Raw genomic sequence first — 17,085 nt, forward strand, 5'->3', positions numbered from 1 at the left:
ACTTATTCAGAGCCTGCTTTTAATCCTATCCTGAAGAATCTCTTTTACCACCCCTATTCTTCAGGGTAATCAAATATCAGAATCAGCCGTATAGTCAATCAATTCACGCAGTAACGCAGTTGCAAAGCAGCCGGCAGGCAGGAAAAATTCCAGCGCCAGGCTCCCATCCTGTAGAAATTGCCAAGTCAGGTCTTTCAAGCTGATTCGCAATGACCTGCGCTCTTGCTCCAGCCCGACATGCTCCAGGCCATTTCGCCATAGCTCGAATGGCTCTAATACCCTCGCCTCCAAATCACCGGCATCCTCATTGACTAGATTCAGCCCCCTTCCCCATAGAGGCCCAGTAGGATGGATGTCCAACTCTCGACAGCGCTGGGCCAGGATCTCATCCTCCTCTTCGTGGCAGGAAAACCCTCCTCGACTGCCATCGAGTTTGAAATAGTCTCCAGGCAAGGGGATATTCCAGATATCCTGCTCGATCCGCTCTGCAAGAACCTGATTGAAAAGCTGTGAACGTGCTGCCGATATCACCAGGCCGCGCAATGATCGGCTCATTCGAGGTCTAGCGGGTGAAAACAGGAGGTCAGCCTGGCCTAGGTTGTTGTAACCATGACCAAAGCGCTGTTCACCAAAATAGTTTGGCATCCCCGATGTTTTGAGTTGTGTCAGACGCTTTTCCAGTAGCGTCTGATCTGCACTTAACTCTCTAATACGCAGTGTGAAACGGTTACCTCGCAGGCTTCCTCTACGTAATTTTCGTCTGTGTTTATGTACTGCCAATACCTGAATCAGTTCATCTTCCAGCTTGCTCCATTCAGGTTCAGGGCGTCCTGCCATACCAAGAGAGAACCATTGGGTGGTAACAGCATGTCGATCTTTCAACCCCGCGAAACCGACATCCTTTACCGGGATACCCGCCAGTTTTGCCAGCTGCCCGGCAAGCCATTGGGTATTGGTCTTGCGTTTCCTGATCTGCACCAGCAGGTGCTCACCCTCATCATCCGGCGAGAAGCCAACTATTTCGTCGACTTGAAAATCTTCTGGAGTGGAACGAATCACCCCGGTTCCAGCCACGCCACCATGGGCATGAGGCATCTGCTCAATAGGCTGCCAGGGTTTGTCAGTCAATTTCCGACTCCTTCAACAGCACTGTAGCTAAAGCGGCAATCCCTTCACCTCGACCGGTAAATCCCATACCTTCAGTTGTCGTCGCTTTGACATTCACCCGATTCAGCTTAATTTGCAGATCGGAAGCAAGAATTTCACGCATATCGTCGATATAAGTGGCTAACTTCGGTTTCTGCGCTACGATCGTCATATCCGCATTTGCAACCATCAGACCCATGCTGTGAAGCTGCTCTATCACCTGGCGAAGCAATTTACGACTCTCTATGCCGGCGTAAGCAGGGTCATTGTCAGGAAAATGTCGGCCAATATCACCAAGGGCAGCAGCACCTAGCAAGGCGTCGCATAAGGCGTGTATGAGCACATCCCCATCCGAATGGGCCAGCAAACCCTGATCATGGGGCACTTCGACTCCGCCGAGAATCAGACGGGATCCGGATTCGAATCGATGGGCATCATAGCCCTGGCCAATACGCATACCAATTCACCATTCAACTTAAAGTGTTACCCATTCGGGTCGCTATAATAAGGGTACTTTGAACAGATATTGAATGGTGATCCAGGATCAACAAATCCCGCATCTGCGCATCCAATATTGGTTGTAGACAGGCTACTACCCGGGATCAAGAGAGGGCGGTAGAGGGTTAATCACCCGTAATATCACCAACCAGATTCGTTCATAGTTTCTTATAATTGACATTGTACGCAATGAACCAACTAAAAGCCGCCAATATTCCATACGAAACAGACCACACCGAGCACGCTTAAGATGATTCAACGAGTAACCGCTGTCACTAATGACAGGGTCAAAAAAATTGAGGCCCTGAGAAACTTACCAAAGCGGGTTTTGAAATATGTTCTATCCGAAACCCATGTTGAACATCGAAATGCCAATACCACTATTGCAGTTGAAGGTGAACCCATAGACCAGGTCTACTATCTGCTGGCGGGTGAAGTCAAAATCAACTCAAATGATAGAAAACAGGTAATCTGTCGAGCTGAGCAACCCTGTAGCTCGCTTCCTTTGGTTGAGAGGAATCCCTGTGAGGTATCTGTTGACAGCATTACAGCTGTAGATCTTCTTAGCATTCCCCAAGAGCTATATGATTCAATAAAACGCCTTCCTCCCATCGTCAACAAGCGATCAAACAACACCATCGAACTTAGTGATACCAATGGCCCTGAAGCTGAGCTCTACTGGGAGTTTCATGAATCGGTGCAAAACAACACGTTGGAACTGCCCAGCATGCCGGATATCACCATGCGCATCGCAAAGGTGATTAATGATGGTAATTCCAATAGTGAGGATATTGCCCATGTTGTGCAGGCCGACCCCACCGTCGCAGCTCGTGTTATCAGTGTCGTCAACAGCGCAGCCTATCGGGGGAAACAGCCAATCGATAATCTGCCTGACGCAGTGACCCGTTTGGGTCGTTCGGTCACACACAATCTGGTCATCAGCTTCGCACTGGGAAAGTTGTTTCAAAGTCGTTCGAAAACTCTACAACAACGTATGGTCAAACTTTGGAAACATCTCAGCTATGTTGCTCCAATATGTCATGAGCTGGCGAACGTCACTCCAGGTCTTGCATCTGATCAGGCTCTACTATGTGGTCTGCTACATGACATTGGAGCGCTGGCCATTATCGGCGCGGCACGCAATAAGCCCGCTCTGATAGAGAATACTGAATTACTTGACCGTGTGCTTGAAAACCTCAAAGCAGAAGTTGGTGCTATGGTTCTGCGACAATGGGAATTTCCTGACTATTTTGTTCAATCCGCTCTGCATGCAGATGATTGGATGGAAGATATAAGTCATGAACCAGATTATGTTGATCTGGTGGTTATTGCTCAGCTTCATGCCTATATCGGAACACCAATGATGGTGAAGCTGCCGCGACTGGATCTGGTGCCTGCCTTCCATAAATTGGCGCTCGGCAAACTTACCCCACGACATTCAATCGGTATCCTGGAAAATGCGAGGGAACAGATTCGGGAATTGAGGAATCTGCTGGCGATCTAGTGTAGTTTGGTCCGAACGCGAAAAAGATTATTAACCCGGCACCTTAAGGGCACCTCTATTAACTATTCGAGATACCCTTTTGCAGATAGAGTCTGGCCAATTGCATATCACCAGGCCGGGTTATCTTGATATTCGTGCTCTCTCCCTCAACTATTTTAGGCGTGTAGCCTGAGAGCTCCATCGCCCCCGCTTCATCTGTAATCGTTGCATCACTCAGGATCGCCGCCTGAATAGAAGAGATCAGAAGTCCCAGACGGAACATTTGTGGTGTAAAAGCGCGCCATAGCCCCTCACGGGAGACTGTTGCATCGACACCATTAGCACTGTCCACCCACTTCAATGTATCGCTGACCGGCACCCCTAGCAGTCCACCAACCGGATGCTCATGCAGGGTCTCTATGAGACGACTTAGATCAGCGTCAGACAGGCAGGGTCTTGCGGCATCATGGACTAATACCCAGTCATCATCACTGGCTTGCTCTAAAAGACTATTCAGTGCATTCAGCACTGATTGATAGCGAGCTTCACCACCGGCGACCCTGATCACTCTGGGATCACTGGCATAGTCGCAAAGCTCCCAGTAGGCATCCTCTTCGGAAAGCGCCACATAGACGGCCGTAATACGTGGATGGCTGAGTAGTCTCGACAGTGTGTGGTCGATGATCCTGCGACCGGAGAGATCAAGATACTGCTTCGGTATATCTCCACCCATGCGTCGACCAACACCTGCAGCAGGTACCACTGCCCAGCATCTAACGCTCATTCGTTTCATCCTCAGAGGGGGTAACAACCTGGTAGAATATCTCTCCCTCTTTGATCATGCCCAGCTCGCTACGCGCCCGTTCCTCGATGGCATCTTGTCCACTGCGCAAGTCCTCAACCTCTGCTTGCAACGCATCGTTTCGCTTACGTAAACCCACCATCTCCTGCTGTAAGGTTTGAATCTCATCCTTTAGATTATTTACCTCAGCCAGGCTCCCCTCTCCTACCCAGAGTCGGTATTGCAGAAAAGCCAGCAGAATAACCAAAATGAAAATAGTGGTGCGCATGGTTCAAATCAAGGAACTCTAATATCAGTGGGCCGACCGATGGTGCTTATCCCTGGTAATAGCCCGCTATTGCGAAGATAGGCAACACAATAGCGGTGCATTTTGACGGCAAGCTATCGAATCATGAGTTGATCAGATAGCCCTGAAAGAGCGAATAATTCACGAGCAGGCCAGGATCTCAAAAAGCATACTGCGCTCGGTCGTACCATCCGGATCAAGGGATCGCTACTGGAAAGGCATCTTTACCAGCATAGATTGCATCTTCACCCAATTGATCCTCAATGCGCATTAACTGATTGTATTTTGCGACTCGGTCTGAACGGGATAAGGAGCCGGTTTTGATCTGTCCAGTACCTGTCGCCACAACCAGATCCGCAATAGTGGTATCTTCTGTTTCACCAGAGCGGTGGGAAATCACTGCACTGTAACCAGCAGCCTTAGCCATATCTATAGCGGCCATAGTCTCACTTAAGGTGCCTATCTGATTGACTTTGATTAGAATCGAGTTGGCGATCTTCTCATCAATCCCGCGCTGCAGGATTTTAGTATTGGTTACAAACAGATCATCACCAACCAGCTGTACCTTTTCACCCAGTTTATCAGTCAGCAGCTTCCAGCCTTCCCAATCCCCCTCATCCATACCATCCTCGATGGTGATGATAGGATACTGATCCACCCAGGCAGCAAGATAATCGGTGAACTCTTCAGCACTGAATTTGCGCCCTTCCGATGCCAGGTCGTAGACCCCATCCTGATAAAATTCCGAGCTCGCGACATCCAGACCCAGATAGATATCGCGTCCAGAAGAGAATCCTGCCTTTTCTATAGCTTCCAGGATCACTTCGATCGCTGACTCATTGGAGGGAAGATTGGGGGCAAAACCACCTTCATCGCCCACCGCCGTTGCCATGCCCCTGCCCTTTAGCACACTCTGCAGAGCATGAAAGACCTCGGCGCCGTAGCGCACCGCTTCACGAATCGAACCGGCACCCACAGGCAGAATCATGAACTCCTGCAGATCGACACTATTATCGGCATGTGCACCACCATTGATGATATTCATCATTGGTACTGGCAAGCGGTAGGGACCAGATGAGAGGGAACGATAGAGTGGCAGCGCCCTCTCCTGGGCTGCGCCGTGAGCTGCTGCCAGAGAGACACCTAAAAGCGCATTGGCACCCAACTTTGATTTATTTTCTGTTCCGTCCAGATCGAGCATGCACTGATCTACACCAGACTGATCTGTAACATCCATGCCCATCAATGCCTCTTTGATGGGGCCATTGATATGTGCAACCGCCTGCAGAACACCCTTGCCCAGATAGCGACTCTTATCACCATCCCTCAACTCCAGGGCTTCACGTGATCCGGTAGAGGCACCGGAAGGCACCATTGCCCTGCCTATGGCGCCATCTGCTGTGAATACATCGGCTTCAATGGTCGGGTTTCCTCGTGAATCGAGAATTTCTCGTCCACGTACATCAACAATTTCAGACATTTCGTCTCCGTCTTGTTCTGTCGTTTGTTTCTATTAGCACTATTGTCATCAAGCAATGTTACAGGCAGATGACTCGCCAGATTTATAATTCCAATTCAATCAGGCCACTTTGTTTAACCTGTCTATCCAATGCCACCAGCGTTTCAAGAAGTGCCTTCATCTTCGCTAGTGGCCAGGCGTTTGGTCCATCACTCAACGCTTTATCCGGCTCGGGATGGGTCTCCATGAACAGACCTGCCACACCGGCAGCCACTGCAGACCGGGCAAGTACTGGAACAAACTCCCTCTGCCCTCCGGAATGCTTACCCTGTCCCCCAGGTAACTGAACCGAATGTGTCGCATCAAAGACCACTGGACATCCTGTCTCTCGCATTGCAGCAAGTGAACGCATATCTGATACCAGATTGTTATAGCCAAATGAGACTCCACGCTCACAAACCATCAGCTGCTGATTCCCCACTGCCCTGGCCTTCTCAACCACATGGGTCATATCCCAGGGTGCAAGGAACTGCCCTTTCTTAATATTAACGGGTAAACCCTGACTGGCAACACGCTGGATAAAATTGGTTTGGCGGCAGAGAAAGGCCGGTGTCTGTAAAACGTCAACACATTCAGCCACCTCATCCAATGGGGTGTCTTCATGCACATCTGTAAGGATAGGCACACCCAATTCAGCTTTGACCTTCTCGAGTATCCGCAGACCCTGCTCCATACCGGGTCCACGATAACTCTCAGATGAGGAACGATTGGCTTTATCAAAAGATGATTTGTAGATAAAGGGTATTCCAAGATCGTTGCAAAGGCTTTTCAACGTCCCTGCTGTCTCCATCGCGAGTTGTTCACTCTCGATTACACAGGGGCCAGCAATCAGAAAAATGGGCCGATCCAGTCCAACTTCGAAATCACACAGCTTCACGCCTGGCTATCCCTATGTTTTCTGGCCGCTTCAATAAACCCAGAAAAGAGCGGGTGTCCATGACGAGGTGTGGAGGTAAATTCCGGATGAAATTGACAAGCCACAAACCATGGATGTTCAGGTATCTCAACGATTTCGACCAAACGGCCATCAACCGAACGGCCAGAGACCTTCATGCCGGCAGTGACAATATCATCAAGGTAGCTGTTATTGAATTCGTAGCGGTGGCGGTGGCGTTCGACAATGACCTCTTTGTCATAGAGTTGATGGGTGAGGCTACCAGGTTGCAGCCTGCACTCTTGTCCGCCGAGACGCATGGTGCCCCCCATATCGGAGTTTTCACTCCGGGTTTCAAGCTTACCATCCGCATTCAGCCACTCCACGATTAATCCGATTACAGGGTTAGGCGTAGAGCGATCAAATTCAGTGCTGTGAGCATCTGCCAAACCGGCCACATGGCGAGCAAACTCAATCACTGCCACCTGCATACCCAAACAGATACCCAGATAGGGGATCGAGTTCTCCCGCGCATAGCTTACTGCAGCAATTTTGCCCTCTACGCCGCGATTGCCAAATCCCCCCGGCACCAGGATAGCATCCATACCCTTCAAGCTATCGATGCCACTCTTCTCTATCTGCTCAGAATCGACATAGTGAATAACCACCCGATTCCCGGTATGCACGCCAGCATGAACCAGCGCCTCAGAGAGGGACTTATATGCTTCGGTGAGATGCACGTACTTACCCACCATCGCGACTTTCACTTCTCCTTCCAGATTGTCCAGCCCTTCAAGAAATGCTTCCCATTCAGAGAGATCCGCAGGTGGCAAATTCAGACCAAAGCGCTGATTCACCAACTCATCCATATTCTGAGCATGCAGCAGCACAGGAATCCGATAGATCGAATCAGCATCGACAGCTGAGATAACGGCAGGTTCAGGGACATTGGTAAAAAGTGCAATCTTTCTACGCTCTGCTTCCGGCAGAGGCTGCTCAGAGCGACATACCAGGATATCCGGTTGAATACCGATCGAGCGCAACTCCTTCACCGAATGTTGAGTCGGTTTGGTTTTGATCTCTCCAGATGCTTTGATATAGGGCACCAGGGTAAGATGCATGAACATCGCCCGTTGTGGCCCCATCTCCACGCCCATTTGCCGGATCGCCTCCAGAAATGGCAGGGATTCGATATCGCCTACGGTACCGCCTATCTCTACCAGACAGATATCCTTGTCAGCCGCACCAAGCTGGATACTGTCCTTGATTTGATTGGTGATATGGGGAATTACTTGAACCGTACCCCCCAGATACTCCCCTTTTCGCTCCTTGCGAATCACATTTTCGTAGATCTGACCTGTGGTGAAGTTGTTATTAAACCCCATGGTACTGTCGATAAATCGTTCGTAATGGCCGAGATCCAGATCTGTTTCAGATCCATCTTCGGTTACAAACACCTCGCCATGCTGAAAAGGACTCATGGTGCCGGGATCCACGTTAATATAGGGATCCAGCTTGATCATTGTGACATCCAGTCCGCGGGCCTCCAGCAGTGCAGCCAGAGAAGCTGAAGCGATACCTTTGCCAAGGGAGGAGACAACACCGCCCGTAATAAAAATAAAACTGGTCATGTAATTCTGCTTACCAGGTTAGAGTGCAGGAAAATGGGATATAGGACGGGTGTAAACAGTAACAGATTGCCCCTCTTCACTCAATCTCGAAGGGCTAACCAACCTGGTTTCAATTTAGGTATTATTCAGAACTGCAACAAACTACTGATTCAAGGCATGTCCTCGATAAAAATATCTGCACTCTATATAAGGAAGTAACTCGGAACTCCCCAGAGATTTCCATCAGATCGCCCCTGAGAGCTGCTTGCTCAGGATCCAAATAGATCGAATCAAATAGACAAGATTGCCATGAAATCGTCTCCATACGGGGCTCAATAATTCGATTGATTATAACTGACCAGGGTCTATAATCGATTGGCGTGTTACGCAAATAACAACTACTGAGGCAAGTAGAACTTTACCCTACAGTCTGCCCCGTAACATGACAGACTTGGCGTGAAGTCCTTAACCATTGCATGATGGAGGCTGTAAGGCCGCTTTTCTACATCACCGATGTAGTATGAAAACAATCATTTGAGAGGAAGAAAGCATGACTAAATTTGCTAAAGTTCTGAGCATCGCGGCACTCGTAGCTGTGTCTACCAGTGCATCTGCCTGGTGGGGCAACGGCCCATGGGGCGGCAACCGTGGTTATAACAACGACGGCTACGGTGACGGCTATGGTGATGGCTCTGGTGATTTCAGCTTTGGCATGAGCGGCAACGCCCGTGGTTCTGGCTATGGTCGTGGTAATAACTACTACCGTGGCTACAACAATGGCTATGGTCCTTATGGCTACGGCGCTCCTTATGGCTACGGCGGCGCTCCTTATGGCGCACCATATGGTGGTGCTCCTTATGGCTATCCAGCACCTCCTGCAGCTGCACCCGCTCCTGCTCCGGCTCAATAATCAGGCCGATCAATAGCAGAAAAGCCGGCCTTCAGGCCGGTTTTTTTATTCGGCGACAGACTAAAAATCAATGATCCAAAGTAATAAAAACAGTAAAACCACTTGATCCACATCAAGAATTTCTGGAAAAATAGCTCGAATTGCCAGCCCACCAACAATTAAACATGGACGAAATAGGGTAGATTGGGAGACATTAAGCTGTATCAGCCTGGCATATGCGCCTGGTAAAGCAGCTTTTAATGTTTTTATTTGGCAAAACCGCCTCTGAGCAAAGCTAAATTCAGGGTGAGAGAGGACAATTCAAGGGTAAGAAATGCCTTAAACACTAACTGGGTGCACAATACATTGCCTATATAGCACCTGCCATGCTGGAGCGATTACTTGACTAGTAGAAAAGTCGTATCATTTGAAAACATCAAGGTCGCCTGTAAAAACTGCAGCCTTGCCACCCTATGTCTCCCCATGGGGCTGACTCCGGACGATGTCGAACGCCTCGATGGCATCATCAAGCGAGGCCGCCCCTACCATCGAGGAGATCATCTCTACCGCGGGGCAGACAAGTTTCATAGCTTACGGGTTATAACAAGCGGTTCGGTCAAGACCTACAGCCCAAATGAGGATGGTGGAGAACAGGTATTGGGATTTCATCTTCCCGGCGAACTTATTGGCCTGGATGCAATCCAGGACGATAGCCACACCTGCTCAGCCATCGCCCTTGAGACTACAGCGGTATGTGAAATCCCATTCTCCCAGCTGGAATCTCTGAGCTGCATAATGCCCAGTCTGCAACACCAGATGTATCGCCTGCTCAGTCGGGAGATAGGTCAGGAGACGGAAATGTTGACGCTACTGGGTAAAAAGAGTGCCGAGGAGCGCTTAGCAACCTTCCTACTCAGCTTCTCAGAACGATTCAAACAACGGGGTTTTTCTGCCAGCGACTTCTTTCTCAGTATGTCACGCCATGAAATCGGTAACTACCTCGGTTTAGCAGTCGAGACCGTGAGTAGACTCTTTACCAGGTTTCAGGATGAAAACCTGCTTCGAGTAGAGCGGAAACATGTACAGTTACTCGACATACCGAGGTTGTATGACATCGTGCAAGGCTGCGATAGCGCCAAGTCCACACAATCCAGAGGTTAAATCCAGACTTAAGGGCACAAGCAATTATTAGAGACGCCCTTAACTGTTAAGCCAAACGCACCTTTCGCCCATCTCCTCAAGTTGACGCTCATGGGCTTCAATCTCTTCAGCGCCGGCAACAACCACTTTGAGAGGGGGACGGCCGGCTGACAGTCGGCGGATATTATCAACCGATTGCTCATCACCATCCTGCTGCCCAAGATCGTCATCCAAAACCAGCGCCGTCTGTCCACCGGTCATCATCAAATAGACATCGGCGAGTATTTCAGCATCCAGTAACGCCCCATGCAGCTCACGATGGGAGTTATCGATATCATAGCGTCTGCATAATGCATCAAGGCTGTTTCTCTGCCCTGGATGCATCTTCTTTGCCATGATCAGCGTATCGGTAACAGCACACAGTGCATCGATGCGCTGCGGGTTTTCCATCAACCTCAATTCATGATCAAGGAATCCGACATCGAATGGTGCATTGTGGATAATCAATTCAGCACCACGCACATATTCGATGAAGTCAGTCACCACATCACAGAATTTCGGCTTGTCGGCGAGAAACTCATTGGTGATACCATGCACCTCAATGGCCCCCGCATCGATCTCTCGATCTGGTTGCAGAAACTGATGGAAGTTATTACCTGTCAATCTTCGGTCAACCAGCTCAACACAGCCGATCTCTATAATTCTATGTCCCTGCTCTGGCTCCAGACCGGTGGTTTCTGTGTCGAGTACAATCTGGCGCATCATGACAACATCTCCTGAATACCCAGATTAGCCAGTTCATCTGCCAATTCATTCCCTGGATGACCAGCATGTCCTTTTACCCATTGCCAATCCACATCATGTTTACTTACTTCACTATCCAATTCCCGCCACAAATCAACATTTTTTACCGCCTTGCGTGCAGAGGTCTTCCAACCATTTCTCTTCCAGCCGTGGATCCACTGGGTAATGCCGTTTTTTACATATTGTGAATCGGTAGTCACTTGCACCTGACTGGGCCTTGTCAGCTCCTGTAACCCCCGAATTACCGCAAGCAGCTCCATCCGGTTATTGGTAGTGCCAGGCTCACCGCCATACAGTCTCTTTTCATGGCCTGCATAGCGCAGTACAACCCCCCAACCACCAGGTCCAGGATTCCCTTTACAGGCGCCATCACTAAAAAGTTCTACTATTTGAGTCATTTATACTTCTTAAAAATCCGTTAAGAGATAGGGTTTCTTATGCTTAACAGGCCTGATCACTAAGTCCCATTCCTGATTGTTGGTTCTGCTGCAGTGGGTAAAACACGTTTTTTTACCGACCATTTCGGGCGAATGTGTGTAAGAGTAACCACGCGCTTTACGGCCAATATGATATACACCCCACCAAAATTCGGATAGAGATTCTCCCCGAGCTGCTCCAGAAATTGGAGTCTCTGACTAATACCGGGTCTTTGGATCGGTGGCCTGTAATTAAGAAAGTGAATATCAAGTAGATCAAAGCCTAAAAGTGACAGCCAATCCAAAACCCTTCGACTGCTGAAAAAGTGACCACACCAAGGCGGTATCGATGACCTCAACCTAAGCAGTCTTACCCCTCCCCAGAGGCTCCAGGGGTTGAACCCAGTGATCAGCAGCTTCCCCTCGGGAATCAAAACCCGCTCCACTTCACGTAACACCTGGTGGGGATCAGAGGAAAAATCCAGGGTATGGGGTAGTAAAATACCATCCACACAGTCGCCAGCAAATGGCAGCCTATAAGGTTCAGCCTGCAGATCAACGTTTTTTCCACCTGGCGTAACCCCCATCACAATCCGGTTCCGCGCAGGACTCACCCGCAACAGGTCTTCATCCTGCTTCAAATGGCCGATCTGCACCACATGATAGCCAAACATTGCGGAGATGTGCTGCTGAAGATATTCAGACTCTTGAGCGGCCAAACTCTCTCCAAGCTGACTATTGAACCACTCCTGAATGTGACTCTGTTGGCAAGATCGAAGTTTTAACCGCCTGAATTCTCTCATCTATAAAGGTATCGACTTTGCTACCGACACTAGTGTCAGGTAATCTGTGTTTTTGAGCGCTGTCCTGGAAGCTGGTAGCAACGACTGGCGCTCAGCTATCGTCTGTCTGTTATTGTGACAACACAAATGTGGATTTGAGCGGCTCTGGTAGTGAGTGAATCTGGTTTGATGTCTCATTTTATCGATCGACGACCGCGTTGCGATTTGCCATTTCGGATCTAATGCTCCATATGGATGGTGATGTCTCTTCGACAATCATTGCATAAGCAATCCCTGGTATGCAGCCCTAAGAGATGCTCAGCAAGTTGAGGCACCACGAAACAGATCCTGATCTCTACACAGATTGCAACTGGTGGCCGCTTGTCAGGAGTTCATTACATGGAAATCATACACGGCTTTATTTTTATTTTCTTTCAGAATTCAGTATGCCTAAGTTACCAACCAATTCACCCGATTTTCTCTCAAATCCGCTTCTATTGTTCATGAACCTGATCTTCGCCTGCCTGTTGACAGCCTGTCAGTCACTGCCAAACCCCGGGCAGGAATCCGCACTGGTTGAGGTTCCCCTTGACACCATCTCAACCGAGGCCCTGCAAACTCAGCCGCTAACAGAGGAGAAGCAGGTAAGATCGGAGCAGATGCCTGAAGTTGCTGAACAATTGCAGGAGGTTATCGCTTCCCTACCTGACCCTGAGCCAGAACATATCTGGGATAGGATGCGTGACCAATATAAGCTTTCAATCCCAAGCAACCCCCGCCTCACCAGAGAGCTGAACTGGTATAAAAAACACCCTAAATATTTACAACGAATTCAGGAGAGAGCCGCACCTTTTCTCTATTTTATTCTGCAGGAGATCGAAAAGCGGGATATCCCGACTGAAATCGCCCTTCTGCCCGCAGTTGAGAGCGCATTTCAGCCTTTTGCCTACTCACCTGGCAGAGCAGCAGGCATCTGGCAATTCATACCGTCAACGGGACGACACTTCGGTCTCAAGCAAAACTGGTGGTATGACGGACGCAGGGATGTAGTCAGGTCAACCCGCGCAGCGCTTGATTACCTCACACGTCTGAACAAGCAGTTCGATGGAGACTGGGAACTGGCTCTGGCTTCATACAACTCTGGCGCTGGTACCGTAAGGAGCGCGATCAAACGCAATATCAAGAGAGGAAAGCCAACCGATTTCTGGTCTCTCAAACTGCCTGACGAGACCAGTGCCTATGTCCCCCGACTGCTTGCTTTAGCCCAGATTTTCAAGGATGCCGAGAGCTATGGATTTGACCTGTTAGCCGTCCCCAATGAGCCCTATTTCTCCACGGTTGACATTAAATCCCAACTCGACCTTGCCCTTGCAGCTGAAATGGCTGATATACCCATTCAGGAACTCTATCTGCTGAATGCTGGTTTCAATCGCTGGGCCACAGACCCTGATGGTCACCATCAGTTGACCCTACCACTGGATAAGATTGATCAGTTCAAACAGAAACTTGCAGCTTTGCCCGCTGAAAAACGCCTGACCTGGAAGCGGTATAAAATCAAGTCCGGTGATTCCCTCAGCGTAATTGCCCGTCGACACGGCACCTCAGCAAAACTGATTCGGCAAGTGAACAAAATTAGCGGCAATAGGATTCGGGCAGGCAAACATCTGCTGATCCCCGTATCCAGCAAGAACCTGGATCACTATGTATACACACAGGATCAACGTAAATCTGCGATACAAAACCGTTCAAGAAAAGGTGTAAAACAACACTATCGGGTAAAGTCTGGTGACACGCTTTGGGATATCGCCAAAGCACACCACGTCAGTTACAAAAAACTGGCCAGCTGGAATGGTATGGCACCAGGTGACCCTTTGAAAACAGGACAAAAACTGGTCATCTGGACGTCCAAATCAACTTCAAAAATTTCACTTCTTGATCTGCAACCTACAGGCACTCAAAGTCGGCTGCACTACAAAGTAAGACGGGGTGACTCCCTCTCTCGCATCGCACAACGCTTCAAAGTCTCAGTGGCAGACCTCAAACGCTGGAATACTATCAAGGGGAAATATCTGAAACCTGGTCAAAGTATCAAGCTGTATGTTGACGTCACTGAACAAACACTCTGACTTATGTTTCCTTTCTTTGATTCAAATCAACGGATGATCGGTATTTTTTGACTCCAAGACCGAGCTAACAGACTATCGGCAGACCACTATTCGTGTAAATGGGGTCACGACTATGAGTAATGAATGTCAGTTGAAAGAAGGGGCTGAACTCAACCTGCCTGACGTCGAAAAGATCGCTTTGGCGTTAAAATCTCTGTCGGTCTACTCAATGCTGGCCTATGAGCATGATGATGACCCTGAAGATTTGGATGACGTGGTTCAGGATGGTCTGGATGCGATTGATCGCCTCTTTAACTGCTGAGCCGACCCCCTGATATTTTATCAGGCCACATCCTGTGGCCTGTATACCAGGTTAAATCAAGCAAGATCGAATCTATCCAGATTCATCACCTTGTTCCAAACCTGGATGAAGTCATGCACGAACTTCTCTTCTGAGTCAGCAGCAGCATAGACTTCCGCCAACGCGCGCAATTCTGAATTTGAACCGAATACCAGATCGACACGCGTAGCGCTCCACTTGGATTCACCAGTTTTCCGGTCAACCCCTTCAAACAGATCCTCATCTGCAGAGAGCGCACGCCAAGCAGTCCCCATATCGAGCAGATTGACAAAGAAGTCATTGCTCAGCACCTCGGGGCGATCAGTGAAGAGACCGTGAACACTCCCTTCAAAGTTGGCCTTGAGAACACGCATACCACCAATTAGCACTGTCATTTCTGCAGGGGTCAAGGTCAGCAGCTGTGCCTTATCCACCAGCATCTCTTCTGCGGAAACGGTGTATCTCCTCTTCATGTAGTTGCGGAAACCATCAGCTTCCGGCTCCAATACAGCAAAAGATTGCTCATCTGTATCTGCTTGGGAGGCATCCATTCGACCAGGGCTGAAGGGAACCGTTACATTATGCCCTGCCTGCTTCGCTGCCTGCTCAACTGCGGCACAACCGGCCAATACAATCAGATCCGCCATTGAAAGCGGTTTTGTGAAATCACTCTGGATCTTCTTCAGGGCATTCAACACCTTCTGCAACTGATCCGGCTGGTTGACCTGCCAATCCTTCTGCGGTGCCAGGCGAATACGGGCACCATTGGCACCACCTCTCATGTCTGAGCCACGATAGGTTGATGCAGAGGCCCAGGCGGTTGAAACCAATTCGGCGACTGAGAGGCCAGAATCGAGGATCTCACTCTTAAGATCTGCAATATCCTGCTGATCAATCAGTTCATGATCTACAGCAGGAATCGGATCCTGCCAGAGAAACTCCTCTTGAGGAACTTCACAACCGAGATAGCGTGCACGAGGCCCCATATCTCGGTGAGTCAGTTTGAACCATGCCCGTGCAAATGCATCAGCAAACTGATCTGGATCCTCATAAAAGCGTCGTGCAATTTTTGTATATTCAGGATCAAATCGCAGCGCCAGATCAGTTGTCAGCATAGTCGGGGCATGCCGCTTTTCAGAGTCATGGGCATCAGGCACTGAATCGGCACCTGCACCGTTCTTTGGTATCCACTGATATGCACCAGCTGGACTTTTAGTCAATTCCCAATCGTATCCAAACAGGTTCCAGAAGAAGTTATTACTCCACTTGGTTGGTGTGGATGTCCAGGTAACTTCGAGGCCACTGGTGATCGTGTCGCCTGCTTGACCTGAACCATAACCACTCCTCCAACCCATACCCTGCTCCTGAATTGGAGCAGCTTCCGGCTCAGGTCCTACCAGTACAGCATCTCCTGCGCCATGGGTTTTGCCGAAGCTGTGGCCACCTGCTATCAGCGCTACAGTCTCTTCGTCATTCATGGCCATACGCGCAAAGGTCTCGCGAATGTCTTTAGCTGCTGCTAACGGGTCAGGATTACCATTCGGACCTTCGGGATTGACATAGATCAGCCCCATCTGGACTGCTGCGAGGGGTTTTTCAAGACCTTCATGCTCACCTGAAAAACGTTTATCTTCCAACCAGCTATCTTCAATACCCCAGTAGATATCCTTTTCCGGCTCCCAGATATCTTCACGTCCACCGGCAAAACCGATTGTCTTGAATCCCATCGACTCCAGAGCGACGTTGCCAGCGAGAATCATCAGGTCGGCCCAGGATATTTTTTGACCGTACTTCTGCTTGATTGGCCAGATCAGTCTGCGAGCCTTATCGAGGTTGACGTTATCCGGCCAACTGTTGACCGGTGCGAATCGCTGGTTACCAGTGCCACCACCTCCCCGACCATCGCTGGTGCGATAGGTACCAGCACTGTGCCACGCCATACGAATAAACAGTGGACCATAGTGACCGAAGTCCGCTGGCCACCAATCCTGCGAATCGGTCATTAACTCATGAAGCTCTCTCTTCACCGCATCAAGGTCAAGTTCTTTGAACGCTTCAGCATAGTTAAATCCCTCACCCATAGGCGTGGACTTTGATGAGTGTTGACGCAGAATATCCAGGCGTAACTGGTTCGGCCACCAGTCACGGTTCGACATGCCACCACCAGCAGCAGCATGATGAAAGGGGCATCTATTTTCAGACATTGTGTTATCTCCTTTTGATGGATGATCAGTTTTTTTCATCCGTTTAGGGATGACCTGATATAACTCTATGCCCGAATCTTTGATAATTGAAATCGTTTATTATTAATTAATCGATAGTTTTATACTATCAATCAAATAAACATAGCCACTACTGCTGATATTAACTGAGTGGCTAGACATGCAATGA

Annotated in this window: 16 protein-coding genes; 5 read left to right on the top strand and 11 right to left on the bottom strand. The window is 49.3% G+C overall.

The features are described 5' to 3' along the window. Window positions 1-69 precede the first annotated feature (69 nt). Both truD and ispF read right to left on the bottom strand, forming a co-directional pair. Window positions 70-1,128 carry a tRNA pseudouridine(13) synthase TruD gene (gene truD / locus AC4IE7_RS21195; RefSeq protein WP_490778874.1) on the bottom strand — a complete coding sequence of 353 codons (1,059 nt, stop codon included), beginning with the start codon at window positions 1,126-1,128 and terminating at the stop codon, window positions 70-72. Then, window positions 1,121-1,603, bottom strand: a complete 483-nt coding sequence (gene ispF / locus AC4IE7_RS21200) for a 2-C-methyl-D-erythritol 2,4-cyclodiphosphate synthase (RefSeq protein ID WP_490778875.1) — start codon at window positions 1,601-1,603, stop codon at window positions 1,121-1,123. The genes truD and ispF overlap by 8 nt, the downstream gene beginning before the upstream one ends. A 291-nt stretch (window positions 1,604-1,894) precedes the next feature. Between ispF and AC4IE7_RS21205 the strand changes: the two genes are divergently transcribed. Further along, the gene (locus AC4IE7_RS21205) at window positions 1,895-3,148 is read left to right on the top strand and encodes an HDOD domain-containing protein (protein ID WP_490778876.1); all 1,254 of its coding nucleotides are present in this window, start codon (window positions 1,895-1,897) and stop codon (window positions 3,146-3,148) included. Between the two features lie 58 nt (window positions 3,149-3,206). Here AC4IE7_RS21205 and ispD read toward each other — a convergent pair whose 3' ends face one another. The 5 genes from ispD to pyrG all read right to left on the bottom strand — a co-directional run bounded on the left by ispD (window position 3,207) and on the right by pyrG (window position 8,239). After that, the gene (ispD, locus tag AC4IE7_RS21210; protein ID WP_490778877.1) at window positions 3,207-3,911 is read right to left on the bottom strand and encodes a 2-C-methyl-D-erythritol 4-phosphate cytidylyltransferase; all 705 of its coding nucleotides are present in this window, start codon (window positions 3,909-3,911) and stop codon (window positions 3,207-3,209) included. After that, window positions 3,901-4,197, bottom strand: coding sequence for a cell division protein FtsB (ftsB, locus tag AC4IE7_RS21215; protein ID WP_490778878.1), 297 nt, complete (start codon window positions 4,195-4,197; stop codon window positions 3,901-3,903). Before ftsB ends, ispD begins: the two co-directional genes overlap by 11 nt. Window positions 4,198-4,411: 214 nt before the next feature. Next, window positions 4,412-5,695 (bottom strand): phosphopyruvate hydratase, encoded by a 1,284-nt coding sequence (eno, locus tag AC4IE7_RS21220; protein WP_490778879.1) that lies wholly within the window; start codon window positions 5,693-5,695, stop codon window positions 4,412-4,414. An 82-nt stretch (window positions 5,696-5,777) separates the two neighbouring features. Continuing rightward, window positions 5,778-6,611, bottom strand: coding sequence for a 3-deoxy-8-phosphooctulonate synthase (gene kdsA / locus AC4IE7_RS21225; protein WP_490778880.1), 834 nt, complete (start codon window positions 6,609-6,611; stop codon window positions 5,778-5,780). After that, a complete protein-coding gene (pyrG, locus tag AC4IE7_RS21230) occupies window positions 6,608-8,239 on the bottom strand; it encodes a CTP synthase (protein WP_490778881.1) in 1,632 nt (543 codons plus the stop codon). Before pyrG ends, kdsA begins: the two co-directional genes overlap by 4 nt. 529 nt (window positions 8,240-8,768) lie before the next feature. Here pyrG and AC4IE7_RS21235 point away from each other — a divergent pair. Then, window positions 8,769-9,128: a sulfur globule family protein gene (locus AC4IE7_RS21235; RefSeq protein ID WP_490778882.1), complete on the top strand. Its 360-nt coding sequence runs from the start codon at window positions 8,769-8,771 to the stop codon at window positions 9,126-9,128. Window positions 9,129-9,509: 381 nt separating this feature from the next. Beyond that, window positions 9,510-10,268: a fumarate/nitrate reduction transcriptional regulator Fnr gene (gene fnr / locus AC4IE7_RS21240; RefSeq protein ID WP_490778883.1), complete on the top strand. Its 759-nt coding sequence runs from the start codon at window positions 9,510-9,512 to the stop codon at window positions 10,266-10,268. Window positions 10,269-10,307: 39 nt separating this feature from the next. Here fnr and dnaQ read toward each other — a convergent pair whose 3' ends face one another. The 3 genes from dnaQ to AC4IE7_RS21255 are packed head-to-tail and all read right to left on the bottom strand — an operon-like array spanning window position 10,308 to window position 12,270. Further along, on the bottom strand, window positions 10,308-11,009 hold the full coding sequence (gene dnaQ / locus AC4IE7_RS21245) for a DNA polymerase III subunit epsilon (RefSeq protein ID WP_490778915.1): 702 nt from the start codon (window positions 11,007-11,009) through the stop codon (window positions 10,308-10,310). Beyond that, window positions 11,009-11,449 carry a ribonuclease HI gene (gene rnhA, locus AC4IE7_RS21250; protein WP_490778884.1) on the bottom strand — a complete coding sequence of 147 codons (441 nt, stop codon included), beginning with the start codon at window positions 11,447-11,449 and terminating at the stop codon, window positions 11,009-11,011. The genes dnaQ and rnhA overlap by 1 nt, the downstream gene beginning before the upstream one ends. 59 nt (window positions 11,450-11,508) lie before the next feature. Then, on the bottom strand, window positions 11,509-12,270 hold the full coding sequence (locus AC4IE7_RS21255; protein ID WP_490778885.1) for a class I SAM-dependent methyltransferase: 762 nt from the start codon (window positions 12,268-12,270) through the stop codon (window positions 11,509-11,511). A gap of 425 nt (window positions 12,271-12,695) precedes the next feature. Here AC4IE7_RS21255 and AC4IE7_RS21260 point away from each other — a divergent pair, with 425 nt between their 5' ends. Together AC4IE7_RS21260 and AC4IE7_RS21265 are read left to right on the top strand one after the other, a co-directional pair. Further along, a complete protein-coding gene (locus tag AC4IE7_RS21260; RefSeq protein WP_490778886.1) occupies window positions 12,696-14,375 on the top strand; it encodes a lytic transglycosylase in 1,680 nt (559 codons plus the stop codon). Between the two features lie 112 nt (window positions 14,376-14,487). Continuing rightward, window positions 14,488-14,676: a ribonuclease H gene (locus AC4IE7_RS21265; RefSeq protein ID WP_490778887.1), complete on the top strand. Its 189-nt coding sequence runs from the start codon at window positions 14,488-14,490 to the stop codon at window positions 14,674-14,676. A 56-nt stretch (window positions 14,677-14,732) separates the two neighbouring features. On the opposite strand, the gene katG is transcribed toward AC4IE7_RS21265, so the two are convergent. Next, on the bottom strand, window positions 14,733-16,898 hold the full coding sequence (katG, locus tag AC4IE7_RS21270) for a catalase/peroxidase HPI (RefSeq protein ID WP_490778888.1): 2,166 nt from the start codon (window positions 16,896-16,898) through the stop codon (window positions 14,733-14,735). Window positions 16,899-17,085: the final 187 nt, after the last annotated feature.

The sequence above is a fragment of the Candidatus Thiodiazotropha sp. AKAK3 genome, assembly GCF_058244645.1.